We start from the raw sequence: 14,829 nt of genomic DNA, 5'->3' as shown, positions 1-14,829 counted from the left end.
CCTGACCGCACCGGCGAGCTCCCGGGAGGAAACGTTAGCGAGCTGCAGTCCAGCCCTTGTAGTCCTTGACGTTGTCGGCCGTGATGAGCTTCGGGTCGAGAAGCACGGTGTTTTCCGCTGGTTTCTTGCCGTTCAGAACATCGACAGCCATCTTGAGCGCGTCGCCGGCCATGACGTAGGGGTCTTGGGAAGCTGACGCCTTGATCATCGAATTGCCGCTTGCGAGCGACTTCTCAATGTCCGGAGCACCGTCGACGGCGGTGATGAAGAACTCGTTGCGGTTCAGCTGCTTGGCGGCAAGTTCCGCACCGATGCCAGTCGGGTCGTTGATGGCGAAGACGGCGTCAATCTTGTCGAAGCGCGTCAGCAGGCCCTGCATGACGGCAAGACCGCCATCACGCGAACCCTGACCGTTCTGGTCGTCGGACAGGATCTTGATGTCCGGGTTCTTCGCCAGCACGTTCTTGCAACCCTGGACGCGGTCGAGGATCGACGAAGAAGCAGGCCCGTTGATGATGACGACGTTACCCTTACCCTTGAGCTGATCGACGATGTACTGGCACGCCTCTTCACCAGCCTTGATGTTGTTCGTCATGACGGTGACGTCAGCGCCCGGGGCCGAAACGTCGAAGGCGGCGACGATAACGCCGGCAGCCTGGGCTTTCTTGACGGCAGGGGCGATTGCCTTGGCATCGACAGCGTTCAACATGATGATGTCAACGCCAGCAGCGATGAAGCTGTCGATCTGCGAAACCTGCTTATTGAGGTCGTAGTCAGCCGAGACCGAGGTGACCTGAACGTTCGGATTGATTTCCTTGGCGCGATCCTCGATGCCCTTGATGGTCGCAACGAAGAACGGGTTGCCGAGCAGACCGACGGAAATGCCGATCTTCTGAAGGTCCTTGGCGGCTGCCGGCATTGCAATTGCTGCGGCCAGAGCGGTCGCTGCGAGCAGTTTCGAAATCATGCGCATATTTTCCTCCTTATGGCGCTTCCTGCGCCTGTTATCCGGCAACCCGGTTCCTCCAGCCACACTTTAGGTGCGGCTAAGTCCTTTCAGCCTGTAGCGGTCGAGCGCCACGGCAACGATGATGACAAGTCCCTTGATGATGTACTGCCAGATGTCGGAAACACCGACGAGGATGAGGCCGTTCGACAGCACCGCGATGATGAGGGCTCCGATGAGGGTGCCCCAGATCGAACCGACACCGCCGACAAAGCTGGTGCCGCCTAGAATAACAGCAGCGATGGCATCAAGTTCGTAGGATTGGCCAAGCTGCAGGCCGTTTGCGGCATACAGGCGAGCCGCCGACATCACGCCCCCAAGCCCTGAGAGCAGACCCGACATCGAGTAGACGAAGAGCAGCACCAGCGGAACCTTGATGCCCGTAAGGCGCGCTGCCTCCACGTTTCCGCCGACAGCATAAATCCAAGTCCCCAATACCGTGCGCTTCAGGATGAACCACGAGATCAGGATTGTCGCCAGAGCGATGATCGCGAGCCATGGGACGCCGAAGAAACTGCCATTTCCGATGAAGTCGAACGGTAGGTCGGGATTGAAAACCGTCGTATCATTGCCAAGCAGTCGGGCGATGCCGCGCATGGCGGTCAGCGAACCGAGCGTGACGATGAAGGGCGGAAGCTTGAGCGCGGAAATGATGGTTCCGTTGACAACACCGCAAGCGAGACCGACGCCGATCGCAGCCGGGATGCCCAGCATGCCGACGTCCGGCCAGAGAGACACGATCACGCCGACCATAGCCGAGGCAGCAAGGATGGAGCCTACCGAGAGATCGATGCCACCCGTCAGGATGACGAACGTCATTCCGGCGGCCAGAACAGTGTTGATCGACGCCTGCTGCATGACGATCGACAGGTTGTTGACGCTTAAAAAGCGACCGCTCAACAGGTGAAAGCCGATGGCCAGTATGACGAGCACGGGCAACATACCGAGCGCGGTGAGGGTCGATCTGAATTTTGCCTTGCCCGCGTTCGGCTGGTCGGTTGATGTCGAGGTCATATCTTTAATCCCGTCGTCTTTGTTAGCCGGCTTCAGGCGACTTTCGACGCCGATCCGGTGGAGAAGGCCATGATGGCTTCCTGGCTGATTGGCTGATTGGGCGTCGCCAGCACTTCGCCCGCGATCCGACCTTCGCGCATGACGAGGACGCGATCGGCAATGCCGATGATCTCCGGCAAGTCGCTCGAGATCACCACGATCGCTATGCCTGCCTGAGCGAGTTCGTCGATTATCCGGTAAATCTCGGACTTCGCCCCCACGTCGACGCCGCGTGTCGGTTCGTCGAAAATGATAACTTTGGGCTTTGTTTCGAGGAGACGAGCGATCAGTGCCTTCTGCTGGTTGCCACCCGACAGCGCGCCGACATTGATGCTTGCGCTCAATGTGCGAATGGAAAGTGCTTTTATGGCACGGGCCGCACGCTCCCGGGCGGCGGCGAAATTGAGGATACCGCCGGGGCCGGCGTCTTTATCGATAACGCCGATGTTGATGTTCTCGTTGATCGTCATATCGAGGAAAAGTCCGAGACCCTTCCTGTCTTCGGTGAGATACGCGATCCCGGCTTCCATCGCGTCGCGAGGACCACCGATGGCGAGCTCTTTGCCTTCGAGGGACACGGTGCCGGTCGTTTTATGGTCCGCACCGAATATAAGACGCGCCAGTTCCGTCCGTCCGGATCCGACCAGACCGGCGATACCAAGGACTTCACCTGCCCTTGCATCGAATGAACACCCGAGAACCCGGCGACCGTCACCGATATCTGTCACGGAGAGGACGGTTTTGGCCACGTGAGGCGCCGTACGGTGTTCCTTCTTGTAGAAGGTCGAGAGATCGCGACCGACCATCATGGAGACCAGTCGTTCGGCCGATAGCTGTTCACGTTCGAGCGTGCCCACGTAAGCGCTGTCCCGCAGGACGCTGACGCGATCTGCGAGCGCGTAGATTTCCTCCATCCTGTGACTGATATAGATGACGGCGATGCCCCGTGCCTTGAGGCCCGCGATGACCTCGAACAGCCGTTCCGTCTCCCGTGAAGTCAGTGAGGTGGTCGGCTCGTCCATGACGATGATCTTCGCATTGGTGGTGAGTGCTCGGGCAATTTCCACCATCTGACGTTCGCCCAGCGAGAGCGTCGCCACGAGTTGCGCCGGACCGAACGTCGTGCCCAGTTGCTTGAGGATTGGCTCGGCACGGGCGCGTGCCGCAGCCTTGTCGACGACACCATAGCGTGATGGCTCGGCACCCAGGAACATGTTCTGGGCAACCGTCAGGTTTGGGGCGAGCGACAGCTCCTGGTAAATGACCGATATGCCGTTTGCCTTGGCCTTGACCGGATCTCCCGCCACGATCGGCGTTCCCTCAACGAGTACGGCGCCGCCAGGATCGGCGACGTAGGCCCCCGACAGGACCTTCATCAGGGTCGATTTGCCAGCCCCGTTTTCTCCCATCAAAGCATGGACTTCTCCCGGATAGACCGTCAACGAAACATTGGTGAGCGCCTTTGTGCTGGCGAACGTCTTGCTGATATTGCGCATCTCCAGAACGGGTACGCGCGTTTCGGTGTTTGCCGCGCTCATGCGTGGAACTCCTTCCTTGGCTGCGTCGCTTCCGGTTCGTCAATCTCAGCCATCGCCTTCCAGGCGTCGCGGTATGCCTCGAGGCCAAAGAGCTCAGCCGGCGCAACTTGTCTTGTCTCGTTCGCGAAGGGTTTTTGACCAAGCGTGTCGAGCACAAGGGCCGCAGCCCCAAATGCACTGCCTTCAGCGGTCGGACTGGTGAAGACCGGCTGTTCAGGACGCAGCTGTGCAAGTATCTCGGCAAACAAGCCTGTCTTGACCAGGCCCCCGTCTATGACGATCGCATTCTCGGATCGAATGAGATCGAGAGCCAGACTGGTCATGAGAACCACGTAGAGAAGCGCAACTGCCGCCCTCTCCTCGCCTTCGACCTCCGGTCCCACGAACCTGCCTTCGAAGCCCTGCATCGGCCCGCCCGGCGCGAACGACGGCAATGCGAACACGCCTTTTGCAATCACGCGTGATAGTGCTTCGAGGCTGATCGGCTTGCTCCAACCGCCGCTTGCAATATCGTACTCTCTGCCGCCCATGAATCGGATCGTGGGCGCTGGCCTGCCGTCGACCGTTACGTTCGCCAGCATGTCCCGATGCTCGTCCAGCGCATCGAGGGGGCATGCCGAATTGAAGATCACTACCCAAGTGCCGGTCGATACGAGGGTGAAATTCTCGAAGCCGACAGAACGATAATAGTAGAGGGCCGAATTGCTGTCGTGCACACCATTGTGGACCACGACCGAGAGCGCAGCCCCTTCCTCCGAAGCGCCCTCCCAGCGGCCCAAGGCAGCCCCCGCTTTTTCGAAGTCGGGCATCTTCTCACGCCATCCTCGGCTGTCGACAAGACTGCTGAAATCACCGAGCAGGGGTGCCCACAAGTGAGAGTGGCAGCCGATATAGGAGACTTCCGAGACCTTGCGACCAGAGAATTTCCACGACCAGAACTGCGGATAGGAAAGAACAGCATCGGCGCGGTTTAGCGCCTCGGGCCTGACGGCCTCCAGCCACAGCATGTGCCGCCCGTAGTTAAAACCCAGCGGCAACTTTGGAGAGTAGGTTTCTAAGAAAGGAGGGATAGAAAGGTCGATCCGACCTGCCAGCGACGGAGGAGGTTCCTGTTCATAGTCGAGGATCGGATGGACAAGGTGATCCTGCTCGACGAGCGCAAACGTGCAGCCATGACCGGAGAAGATGACGTGTCCGACCGAATGGCCTTCGACCGCACGCGCGAGCGAGATCTTCATCCATTCGTAGAGAGCCTTGTCGTCAAGTACGCGAAAGCCCTCGTACTCGGCCCACAACGGCTTTGTTCGCGTTTCCGAAAGTACGGACCCGTCTGTATCGAAGACAAAGAGTTTCGAATTGGTCTTGCCGAGATCGAAGACCGCGATCGCGTTTGATGCCGTCATGCCTGACCTCCCACCGTCGCGATCATTATCGTAACACCCGCATCCTCAAGCATCTTTGCTCCGACATCCGAGAGTCCGTCGTCGATGACGATCGTGCCGATACGCGAAAGCGGGAGGACGACATTGCGCGGTTGGATCGAGAGCTTGCGGCTATCTGCCAGGAGGACGATTTCGTCTGCACAACTGCTCAGCTCTCCAATCGCCTTCGTCAACAACGGATGTGATTCAAGAAGCCCCTCGCTGCTGATACCCTGCGTCCCTACGAAAAATCGTGAGGCGAAGAAGTCGGGCGCGCCCGCTGACGCGTCGTGGATAATTCCCGGCTCGCGGTAAAGCACCCCGCCCGCCAGAGTCAGATGGCAAGTCCCGTGCTCGCCGACATATGCGGCCAGAGGCATGGAATTTGTGTAGAGGCGGACGTTGCGGCGAGCCAATTTCAGCCCGAGTTGATAGCAGGTCGATCCCGCATGCACGATGATCGAGTCTCCATCCCGCACGAGCCCCGCGGCGGTTTCGGCGATCGCACGCTTGGCATCGACCGCTATGTCGCGGTTCTCGTCATAGGGACGAGCGGAAAGGCGCGCCGTGGTCGACGGCTCGTTCGCGGAAATCCCGCCGTAGACCTTCCGGGCAACCCCAATCTCGTGAAGCTTGTCGATATCCCTCCGTATCGTGGCAGGAGAGACCCGAAGTCGCTCCTGCAAATCGCGAACCGACGCAAAGGGCCGTTCGCGAAGCATCTCGGCGATCAGACGGTGGCGATCGGAATCGTTCAAAGCGGGCCTCCAACGACGCTTCTCCCTCAGCGTCTATGACGAACTATAATCATATCAGCGGAAAGATCGCAACAGTTGATGAAGGGAAAACTTCATCGTTGACGATCTGCAATCACATTTATAGGATCGCGCAAAAGTTCGCTCACGCGCTCGCCCCGGACAAGGAGGCGACTGTCAGGGCAACAGGAGGGAGACGACATGACCAAACCGGACCTCAGGGACACCGAGCCATTCAGAGACTTCCTCCGGCTCACCAGTCAGATCGGCAGCGATATCCTCAAGACGCAGGGCGCAGGCGGTAATACGTCCATCAAGAGCGACGGCGTCATGTGGGTGAAGGCATCGGGCACGTGGCTTTCCAGGGCGGGTGCTGAAGACATCATGGTCCCGGTTGTGGTTGATCCGCTGATCGCGGCCCTCCGCGAAGGCGATCCGCGGGCCGAGAAATCCACCGATTTCGTCGTTTCCGAGCTCAATTCCAGCGGACTTCGGCCATCGATCGAAACCAGTTTTCACGCAGCGCTCAAAAGCCCCGTGATCGCGCACTATCACTGTGTAAACGCAATCGCTCTGGCTGTTCTTGAAGACCGCGAGACAGAGTTTGCCCGACGCATGAGCGCTGTTTCCGATCTCAGCTGGGTAGCGATACCGTATAGGCGTCCGGGGACGCCGCTTGCCAGGGAGATCGAGCGGTCGGCGTCCTCAATGCCTGATGTCCTGATCCTGTTCAATCACGGCATCATCGTCTGCGGCAGCACAGTGGAGGAAGTGGCCGATCGGATCAATCGTGTCACGAAGGCACTTTCATGCCCGCCGCGAAATAGCGGTTCCCCCGATATCGATGCGTTGGACCGGGTTGCGAAGAATTCCGGCTATCACCCGGCTCGTGATGGCGAGAGCCATTCAACCGCACTGTCGGATACCAATCGGAGGATCGCACTTGGTGGATCGCTCTATCCGGATCACGTGATTTTCCTTGGAACCGAGATCGGTGTGCTATCGGAGGGACAAAGTGCTGCCGACCTCGAGGCCAGTTCGCACCGAGAAGGTCGTGAAGCGCCGAAAATGCTGATTGTGCCCGATAAGGGGGTCCTCTTGTCCAGCACGCTCACTGCAGGCGGCGAGGTAATGGCCCGCTGCCTCGCGGAAGTGGTGGGCCGTATCCCCGAGGAGAAGTCGGTCGTCTATCTCTCGAACGACGACGAATACGAATTGACGCACTGGGAAGCGGAGCAATACCGACAGGCGCTGGACCGCGGGTCCGAAAGGCGGCCCGCGTGAACGCCAAGAGCAACCAGGCCGTTTCACTCGGGATTGACATCGGCACGTCCGGCGCTCGTGCCTCGGCTATCGACCGCAAAGGCAACCCCGTAGGCTTCGCCACCGCGCCATTCACATCGCCAGACGAGATGCGTCAGCCACGGCATTGGTGGAACAGGGTTATTGAGGCCATCGAGCGCCTCGCTCACGAAACGGACGTCAGCTCAATCGAAGGTGTCGCCGTCGATGGGACCTCCGGGACGGTCCTGTCGCTCGATCTTGCAGGCGAGCCGACAGACAAGGTTCTCATGTACAATGATCCCTGCCCCGATGATGAAATCGTCGATCGCATAGCAAGGGAGGCTCCGGCGGGTAGCACTGCCGTCGGCGCGAACTCGGGCATCGCCCGCGCCATCTATCTCTCACGCCAAGACGGCGCTCACTCGATCGTTCATCAGGCTGACTGGATATTGATGAAATTGGGCTGTCCAATGCGCGTCAGCGACGAAAACAACGCGCTCAAGACGGGTTTTGATTTGGAATCGGAACGGTGGCCGGATTGGATCGCGGCGGCGGGGATGGAGATATCAAAGCTCCCCAAGGTCTATCGCGCGGGCGAAAAGGTCGCACCGGTCGAAGGTTACCTGCATGAATTGGGCCTGCCTGATTACGCCTGGTTTCACGCAGGCACGACTGACGGCTGCGCTTCGTTTCTGGCGACTGGAGCGTCGACCATAGGCGACGCTGTGACTGCATTGGGGTCGACGATCGTTCTCAAACTGGCGTCGCACGCTCCTATCAACGCGCCCGAGTACGGCATATATTCGCATCGCGTCGGCCGGTTCTGGCTTGCTGGCGGCGCATCCAACAGCGGTGGAAACGTCGTGCGCGCCTTGATCGGTGACGACCGGCTGGACGAACTCACAAAGAAGATCGATCCAGGCCGCAAACTGGATCTCGATTTCTATCCTCTCCTCCGCCCGGGTGAACGTTTCCCAATCAACGATCCGCAATATCCACCCCGGCTTACGCCGCGACCCGCCGACGACAGTGATTTCTTTCAGGCCATCCTCGAGGGCATGACAGAGATTGAACGATTGGGTTACCAGCGATTGCGCGAACTTGGGGCACCGGCGCTCGCTAGCCTTCGAACGGTGGGAGGCGGGGCTCGAAATCCGGTTTGGACCACAATGAGAGCCCGGGCCATGGGTGTCGAAACTTTGGCCGCAAAATCGGTCGAGGCGGCTGTCGGTACGGCTGCCCTGGTCCTCTCTCGACTGGATAGCGCCAATGCCTAAAGTCATGCCCACCAGCCTGCCTCAACTGATTGAGGGATACGACGTCTTCTTCGTCGATCAGTTCGGAGTCCTCAGGGATGATGCCGGCCCCTATGAGGGCGCTGTCACGGCTCTGGTCGAACTCGCTTCGGCAGGGCGAAAGGTGGTCATCCTGTCGAACTCGGGCAGAAGCGGCGAGTACAATTCCGAGCGGCTTGTGAAGCTCGGCTTTGCCTCTGAAAGCTTCGACTTCTTTGTCACATCGGGGGACGTGGCGTTCGATATCCTCTCGCGGCCTGAAAATGCTATCGGGGAGAAAGCAAGGTGCCTGACGATATCCAGCGGCGGAGACAGCAACCTTGCCGATCGTCTAGGGCTGGTTTCCACTGATAACGCGTTTGAAGCCGAAATTGTCATCATATCCGGCAGCGAAGCCGAACGCATACCTATGGACGTCTACCGCGAAATGCTGCATCCGGCGGCAAAAAACGGCATACCCTGCTATTGCACCAACCCCGACATCCATAAATTGAACAATGGTTCCATTGCTCCAGGAGCAGGGAGTATTGCCAAACTCTACGGGAGTATGGGCGGCCGCGTGACCTGGCTCGGAAAGCCCTATCCAGAGATCTACGAACACGCATTGAGGCTGGCAGGTGTCACCGACCGTCGCCGTGTCGTCTGCGTCGGCGACAGCATCGATCACGATATTCTGGGTGCGAAGTCGGCTGGCTTGGATTCCGTGCTCGTGCGTACCGGGATTCTTGCCGACGTCAATGAAGAGCAACTCAAAGATCTCTACGACCGAGCGCGTGCCTACCCGACGCATATTCTGCAACGATTTGCACTACAGCCCGGCTGCGACGTCTGACCGCGCTGTCGCAGACACCGACTGATTTACCCGCGCGGGGGTGCCTGGATGGGCACACAGGCAGATCGGCCAGTAGCATGCTTTTAACAGCGACGATGGAAAGCCCAACCCCAACATCTTGGGAGACATATCGATGGGAGCGCAGGCCGTTCCTGGATTACTCTACCGCGATCACCTCTCCTGCCACGACGAGCGCGAGCGAGTAATGGTCGTGTGTGCGTATGAAGCCACGTGATCTGCTAGCTCAGGCGGCCAGGGCGAGGGGATATCCAGCCAGCTGCGAGAATTTCTGGGCAATTTCGGATGCGGTACCGTGATCGATCTCCATCTCATCGAGAAACTGGTGCTGGAGCTCGGCTTTCACTTCGGAATAGAATGAAAATGCGGAAGCATCAAAGTTCTTAACGCTCGCAAAATCCGAAATCTTCGAAGCGAGTTGCTCAGCCGAGAGGTTCGTCCCGTAAGGGGCGTTCACCGTCGACAGTACCTTAATCGCAACGCTAGACATCGTTATCACCACCATTTTTCAATAAGTTATGTAACATAGCCGCCGAAAACGCAAGAAACACAGCAGACGCAGGCATGCAACGGGCGATTGATCCGGCTTATTCTAGTTCTTCTGACAAGAGCAGATGAAGCAGTGGCTTTTTTCTTCCCGGTGCATGTCAACCACACCGGGAATAGGCAGTTTGCGGCTCAGAGGCCTGCACGTTGGTCAATCCTCGATGGTGTCGCGGCCTTCTGCCCGCAGCCGAGCGAGACCTTCCATCATCGCATTGAGTTGCTCAGCTGCGTGACCCTGCCATTCAGCGACCTCGCCGACGACGCGGAGCGGGAAACGTGACCGATAAGATTTGGTTGGGTTTCCCGGAAACTTCTTATCCGTCAGATTGGGATCGTCCATGTAGGGACCTGTGGGTTCAACGACGTAAATTCGTTGCCGCCCTTCTCCTATCGCCAGCTCCGCTCCCCATATCGCGGCGTCAAGGGTCTGGGTGAAGTAAATCCAAGACAGCGGTTCTTTTCTGAAATTCGAAGGATAGCCTATGCCGAGGAAGTCGCCGAGCTGAAGGTCTGCCCGTGTGCCATGATAGAATGCGCCGGCCGAAATTTCCGCATTGCTGGTCATGCTTTGATCCTTCGGCTGTTGCGGCCATCGGTTCAGTCGTCCCGATCCGTTTTCGTCGCGTCCACTCTTGACATTTATAAGCGGAGGAATATCCTCCGTTTATGAAGCTGTCAACACTTGGAAGCTGTAGGAGAGGCGGAAATGTCTACGTACGAAACGAAAGCGAGAAATCGTTAGCCCTTGCAGCGAACGTCACCTAATTCCTCAGCATCACGGATGCGGGACAGGTTGTCGAATGCGAGCAGACGCCGAGAAAAATAGACAACGGCTGCTGGAGGCGGCTGTGGAATTGATCCTGGAAGCGGGGGGCGAACCCTCGCGGGATGCCGTCGCGGAGCGGGCCGGGCTCGGCATCGGAACGCTCTACCGCCATTTCCCCGATCAACAGTTTCTTCTCCACGCGGTCGCGCGTCATGCACTAGAAAGAAGTATCAGCGCCGGAGAAGCTCTCCTGGAAGATGTTCCTGACGCTGTTGAAGCGCTGCGCCAGTACCTGCATACGGCACTGGATCACGGCATTGGAGTGGTCAACATCATCCACCCACTCCTTGAGAAGCCCGATTGGCCCGATCTTCGCGGTCGGGCGGAAACGATGCTGAGGTCCATTGTTGGACGCGCCGTGCGAGAGGGGCATCTTCGAAGCGATCTATCAGAGCGGGATATCGTCTTCGCTCTGATCCGCTTCGCGAGGCCGCTTGCAGTCGGTCTCTCCCCGGCCGATGAGCGAGCCATCGCTCATCGCCACCTCGACATCTACATTGACGGGCTGCGCGCCCGGCAAGGTGATTAGCTCAAACTCGCGTCGCCTTAGGCGCCAGAGAACTCGCAAAGAAGGAGGAGCAGATGCGCAAAGTTGTCCTTTACGAACTCATGTCGCTCGATGGCGTTGCCGACGAGCCAGGGGAAGGCCAGTGGTTCGGCGACGCCGACCATCGTCTTATGGAAAACCTCGCAGACGTCATCAAGACGCAGGACGCGGTGCTTCTTGGCCGTCAGACCTTCGATAAATGGGCTCCCTTTTGGCCGACGTCGACGTTTCAGCCGTTTGCCGATTTCATCAATAACACGCCAAAGTTCGTGTTCTCGTCGAGGTCCCTGGACCGCACGTGGTCGGAGACAACGCACGTCACAGAAGCCCCGTCCGCGTTCGTAGATATACTTAAACGCGCGGACGGTGCCGACATCGGCATCCATGGCAGCTTGACCTTGGCTCAGTCTCTGTTGAGAGACCACATCGTCGACGAAATCCGCCTCGTGGTCGCGCCGAGTTTGGCCGGTGAAGGCCGCCGCCTTTTCGATGGGAGCTCGGGCCTGCAGAAGTTCGAACTGGTCGGGTCTGATCGCTCTGCCGGATGTCTGCTGCTTCACTACCGGATCAGAGCAAAAAGCTGAAGACATCGAGTATGACAGACGCAACGTCGTTCGAAGCAATTGGTCAAAGCTACTTGGAGGAAGGCGATGGGAAAAGTACTCGACGTTCCGTCGGATAGGCGACCTACTTCTGATGAGAAAGGCCGGCAGGGGTTCGGCCCGAAGCCGACATCTTCGACGACCGCTACGCCTGAAATTCTCTGGAGAGTATGCCCATCATTAGATCGTCATGCCGCACACCGTCTACGAAGGCGGTTTCTCGTTCCCGAGTCCCCTATGAGTATGAGGACCCCTACAGCCCCTATCCCCCACCTCCCTACTACGAGCCGGAACCTGGCTATCGGGAACCTTTGCAAGAACGGCGCGAACTAGGAACCCGGGTGATCGTCCAGCGGTGACTTGCGCTATGCCCGTTGAGCGTCTACTTCCGACCGATTTCGCGATCACTACCCGCCACGGCAAGCGGCATGAACCTCAATCGCACACGTTCTGCGGTCTTGAATTGCCTGCCCCTCTCCCGCACGTTGGAAACACCTTTCAGCACGGCGAATAAATTGCCTAAGTGGCTGGGCTGTTTGCCTGCCTGTCAGCCAGGCTCGGATGCACCCCAACAAAGCCGTCGTCGCACTTGCCGCTAAAATGGCGCGGATTGTCTGGCCTGACCAAGCCCGGAGCGCTCTACGAACGCAGAGACCCTGCATTCACTTGACGTCTCTTGGCTCGATTGCAAAGCTCGGGAATAGTGATGAGGAAACAGTGGGTCAACATGCCGTAAGCCCTGTGCAAAAAAGCGGGCTTCGTGCCCGAACCATGTATTGGGAACGGCGTGTGCGGATCTCATCATGACCTCGCTGCGGCCGCGGCCCACTCGCGAAGGGCCGGATACATTTATGCAATTGGAATCGTCATTTGCGACGTCGCGAAACCCTTGCACGGACGGTGCGGACCATACATTTTTCCGAGAAAGCTCACGAAGAGCGGCAACATCCGCATCTGCTCGGCGAGCAACTACTTCAGCTTGGTATTCCCGTCTTCAAGCGATTTCATACGTTTGGCCTCCGACACCTCCATGCCGCCATATTTGGCCTTCCAATTATAAAAGGTCGCTCGGAAATCCCGTGCTTGCGGCAAAGATCCGCGGCCTTAATGCCCGCGTCTTACGGAATCAAAGGAGACTTTTGGCACGCAAGTCGGCCGCGAAGGTGATGAGCGGCATCACGAGAGTTAGCGGCTTGTCCATTAGCGGTTCGGCACCATAGGAAGCGTACCAGTTGGCGGCTCGCTCGCCTTTGGCATCGATGATCAGTAGAAGTCCCCCGCCCTCTCCTGCAAGTCGCAGGCAGCGGAGCGCTGCGGCGGCTAGGAGCCGGCCTCCCAGTCCCTGCCCGGCAACCGCGCGGTCGGTAGCCAGTCGCGCAAGCCTGAACCCCGGCACATCATGGCGGGCAAGACCGCGTGTCATTGCATCTGGCACAGTCGCATGCTCGACTGCCGAAGGCGCGATCGTATAGAACCCAAGAATCCGGCCGGGCATTGCGTCGTCGATAGCACAGAAGGTTTTCGAGGCATTCTGCTCATGGCTCTGTCGGGCAAAGCGGAGCAGAAACTCGTTCATTTGACTGTCGCCGCAATCGAAGGCCGCCCGACCGTGAGACTTGGCGATCGGTTCCTCATGCCATGGAGGTAAAGTCATAGGCTGTCGGGCAAACCGGCAATCGCCGCTCGAAGCTTGGCGTTGGGTTTGGGCGGATTTTCTAGAAGCTCAAGAATACGAAGATGATCGCGTTCTGACACTTTGATCGTCTCGGCTTCTTCAATGACAGCCTCTGCTTCTCGCAGGGCGGATTGCGTTACAAAATTCGTCAGATCGGTATTACGAAGTGCCGCAGCGCGCACGAGTTTAGCCTTGGCCGTGGCGGGCACCCTCAAACTCATACGTTCACTGTTTTCGTTTGCAATGCTCGGCATATCAGCCTCCATATTTCGATGGAATATAGGCGAAAATCCCTCGTCGTCAATGGCGTGCGTCTTCAAGGCGTACAGATCGCCAACCCGCACTTCTCTATCTTCTTGGCTTGCCTCAGGGCGCGCAGAACATTGGGATCACCTGTCAGCTGGCCAGCGATTTGCAGACCATCACGCACGCCCTCGGGGGCAAGGGCGTTCGATCTCGCCAATTTCGACGTTGCTATCAACCTCAGGTCAAGCGCGTCAAATACTAGTCTGACTGACTAGAAACGGAAAGCTGGGGCTTCGAACACAGCCCTCCGCGACCGACACGGGCTCTTTGATTTTGAAACAACGCTAGCGTTGATCCAATTCGACTTCTTCGGCTAATTGTGACCGCGCCTGGTATTCATGGCCTTAGTGCAAACCCTCGGTCGAAACCACTTTGGCTGCCTTGCCGGCGCGATCCTACGCCGACTGACACATCAGGCGGGTGGAGCACTCCAGGGATTTTTAAGTGCGATCCCGAGGGTCTCGAAATCTTTGACGTTGCGTGTCACCAGGGTCATTCGCCGCGTGAACGCCGTCGCTGCGATGTAGGCATCGTTGATTGGCTTGGGGTGAGGCACATGCCATTTGGCTGCCTGATAGGACGAGTTCGGACGCGACGGCCTCCGTCGGTAGGACTGGCGTCCGGGACCGATGCCGACGCCGCCATCACTGCAATGCTCAATGAAAGTGCGAAATACTTCAGGTCGGGCAGCCGTGTCCGTCTCGTCGGAGCTGTCGCCAACACCCAAGACCTCTTCGCGCAGGCCATCCGAGGTTACTTCGCATCCTGGATGGCAGCGCTCGTCCGGCAAAAGGTACCGCAACAGGGTCGCTGAGCGGTCAACAACAGAAGAAGATTCCACAATCAAAACAATCTTGCTCGCCGTCGCCGCTGGACGGGCTACCGACTGGTATGTTCGACAACGCGCAGTCGGAGCCATCACCCGTCAACAGGACGTATCGTCACCGACGCCGATCCGGCACTGACTACCTTCAAGAAAATCTTTGCACCTTACGGCATCGGCAGGAATTCCTCGCCACTCTCGACCCGAGTGCCCGACCCGAGAGATAGGTGACGTTTCGTACCGGAGACATGGGTAACACTTTTCGCTTTTTGGCGGGAGGTGTTGATGCCGTGGAAAGAGAC

The 14,829-nt window shown here is 58.3% G+C and carries 15 protein-coding genes and 1 pseudogene; 5 read left to right on the top strand and 11 right to left on the bottom strand.

Features of this window, described 5'->3' with window-relative positions:
• Nucleotides 1–34 precede the first annotated feature (34 nt).
• From FHT78_RS28970 to FHT78_RS28950, 5 genes are all read right to left on the bottom strand, one after another.
• Nucleotides 35–973 carry an ABC transporter substrate-binding protein gene (locus FHT78_RS28970; RefSeq protein ID WP_183749985.1) on the bottom strand — a complete coding sequence of 313 codons (939 nt, stop codon included), beginning with the start codon at nt 971–973 and terminating at the stop codon, nt 35–37.
• Between the two features lie 63 nt (nt 974–1,036).
• Nucleotides 1,037–2,020, bottom strand: coding sequence for a ribose ABC transporter permease (locus tag FHT78_RS28965; RefSeq protein WP_183749984.1), 984 nt, complete (start codon nt 2,018–2,020; stop codon nt 1,037–1,039).
• 32 nt (nt 2,021–2,052) lie between these two features.
• A complete protein-coding gene (locus FHT78_RS28960; RefSeq protein ID WP_183749983.1) occupies nt 2,053–3,597 on the bottom strand; it encodes a sugar ABC transporter ATP-binding protein in 1,545 nt (514 codons plus the stop codon).
• Nucleotides 3,594–5,000: a carbohydrate kinase gene (locus tag FHT78_RS28955; RefSeq protein WP_183749982.1), complete on the bottom strand. Its 1,407-nt coding sequence runs from the start codon at nt 4,998–5,000 to the stop codon at nt 3,594–3,596. Before FHT78_RS28955 ends, FHT78_RS28960 begins: the two co-directional genes overlap by 4 nt.
• Entirely contained in the window at nt 4,997–5,776 is a 780-nt protein-coding gene (locus tag FHT78_RS28950) for a DeoR/GlpR family DNA-binding transcription regulator (protein ID WP_183749981.1), read from the bottom strand. Before FHT78_RS28950 ends, FHT78_RS28955 begins: the two co-directional genes overlap by 4 nt.
• A 198-nt stretch (nt 5,777–5,974) precedes the next feature.
• Here FHT78_RS28950 and FHT78_RS28945 point away from each other — a divergent pair, with 198 nt between their 5' ends.
• The 3 genes from FHT78_RS28945 to FHT78_RS28935 are packed head-to-tail and all read left to right on the top strand — an operon-like array spanning nt 5,975 to nt 9,184.
• A complete protein-coding gene (locus tag FHT78_RS28945; protein WP_183749980.1) occupies nt 5,975–7,057 on the top strand; it encodes a class II aldolase/adducin family protein in 1,083 nt (360 codons plus the stop codon).
• The gene (locus FHT78_RS28940; RefSeq protein WP_183749979.1) at nt 7,054–8,334 is read left to right on the top strand and encodes an FGGY-family carbohydrate kinase; all 1,281 of its coding nucleotides are present in this window, start codon (nt 7,054–7,056) and stop codon (nt 8,332–8,334) included. Before FHT78_RS28945 ends, FHT78_RS28940 begins: the two co-directional genes overlap by 4 nt.
• On the top strand, nt 8,327–9,184 hold the full coding sequence (locus FHT78_RS28935) for a TIGR01459 family HAD-type hydrolase (protein ID WP_183749978.1): 858 nt from the start codon (nt 8,327–8,329) through the stop codon (nt 9,182–9,184). Before FHT78_RS28940 ends, FHT78_RS28935 begins: the two co-directional genes overlap by 8 nt.
• Before the next feature lie 244 nt (nt 9,185–9,428).
• Here the strand turns inward: FHT78_RS28935 and FHT78_RS28930 are convergent, their stop codons facing one another.
• Both FHT78_RS28930 and arr read right to left on the bottom strand, forming a co-directional pair.
• Nucleotides 9,429–9,692: a hypothetical protein gene (locus FHT78_RS28930; RefSeq protein WP_183749977.1), complete on the bottom strand. Its 264-nt coding sequence runs from the start codon at nt 9,690–9,692 to the stop codon at nt 9,429–9,431.
• A 207-nt stretch (nt 9,693–9,899) separates the two neighbouring features.
• Complete coding sequence (arr, locus tag FHT78_RS28925; RefSeq protein WP_183749976.1) at nt 9,900–10,313, bottom strand: NAD(+)--rifampin ADP-ribosyltransferase; 414 nt, start codon at nt 10,311–10,313, stop codon at nt 9,900–9,902.
• 235 nt (nt 10,314–10,548) lie between these two features.
• Between arr and FHT78_RS28920 the strand changes: the two genes are divergently transcribed.
• Both FHT78_RS28920 and FHT78_RS28915 read left to right on the top strand, forming a co-directional pair.
• The gene (locus tag FHT78_RS28920; RefSeq protein WP_281412892.1) at nt 10,549–11,103 is read left to right on the top strand and encodes a TetR/AcrR family transcriptional regulator; all 555 of its coding nucleotides are present in this window, start codon (nt 10,549–10,551) and stop codon (nt 11,101–11,103) included.
• Nucleotides 11,104–11,156: 53 nt separating this feature from the next.
• Nucleotides 11,157–11,705 (top strand): dihydrofolate reductase family protein, encoded by a 549-nt coding sequence (locus FHT78_RS28915; protein ID WP_183749974.1) that lies wholly within the window; start codon nt 11,157–11,159, stop codon nt 11,703–11,705.
• A 990-nt stretch (nt 11,706–12,695) separates the two neighbouring features.
• On the opposite strand, the pseudogene FHT78_RS28910 reads toward FHT78_RS28915, so the two are convergent.
• The 4 genes and pseudogenes from FHT78_RS28910 to FHT78_RS29555 form a co-directional block, all read right to left on the bottom strand.
• Nucleotides 12,696–12,832: pseudogene (locus FHT78_RS28910) on the bottom strand (transposase); the annotation flags it as partial.
• A 17-nt stretch (nt 12,833–12,849) separates the two neighbouring features.
• Nucleotides 12,850–13,377, bottom strand: a complete 528-nt coding sequence (locus FHT78_RS28905) for a GNAT family N-acetyltransferase (RefSeq protein WP_183749973.1) — start codon at nt 13,375–13,377, stop codon at nt 12,850–12,852.
• Nucleotides 13,374–13,652: a DUF1778 domain-containing protein gene (locus FHT78_RS28900; RefSeq protein WP_097596198.1), complete on the bottom strand. Its 279-nt coding sequence runs from the start codon at nt 13,650–13,652 to the stop codon at nt 13,374–13,376. Before FHT78_RS28900 ends, FHT78_RS28905 begins: the two co-directional genes overlap by 4 nt.
• A 464-nt stretch (nt 13,653–14,116) precedes the next feature.
• On the bottom strand, nt 14,117–14,545 hold the full coding sequence (locus FHT78_RS29555) for a hypothetical protein (RefSeq protein ID WP_348644774.1): 429 nt from the start codon (nt 14,543–14,545) through the stop codon (nt 14,117–14,119).
• Nucleotides 14,546–14,829 lie beyond the last annotated feature (284 nt).

The organism is Rhizobium sp. BK196 (assembly GCF_014193255.1).
In the GTDB taxonomy this organism is placed as follows: domain Bacteria; phylum Pseudomonadota; class Alphaproteobacteria; order Rhizobiales; family Rhizobiaceae; genus Rhizobium.
This window is presented reverse-complemented; position numbering and strand designations above follow the sequence as displayed.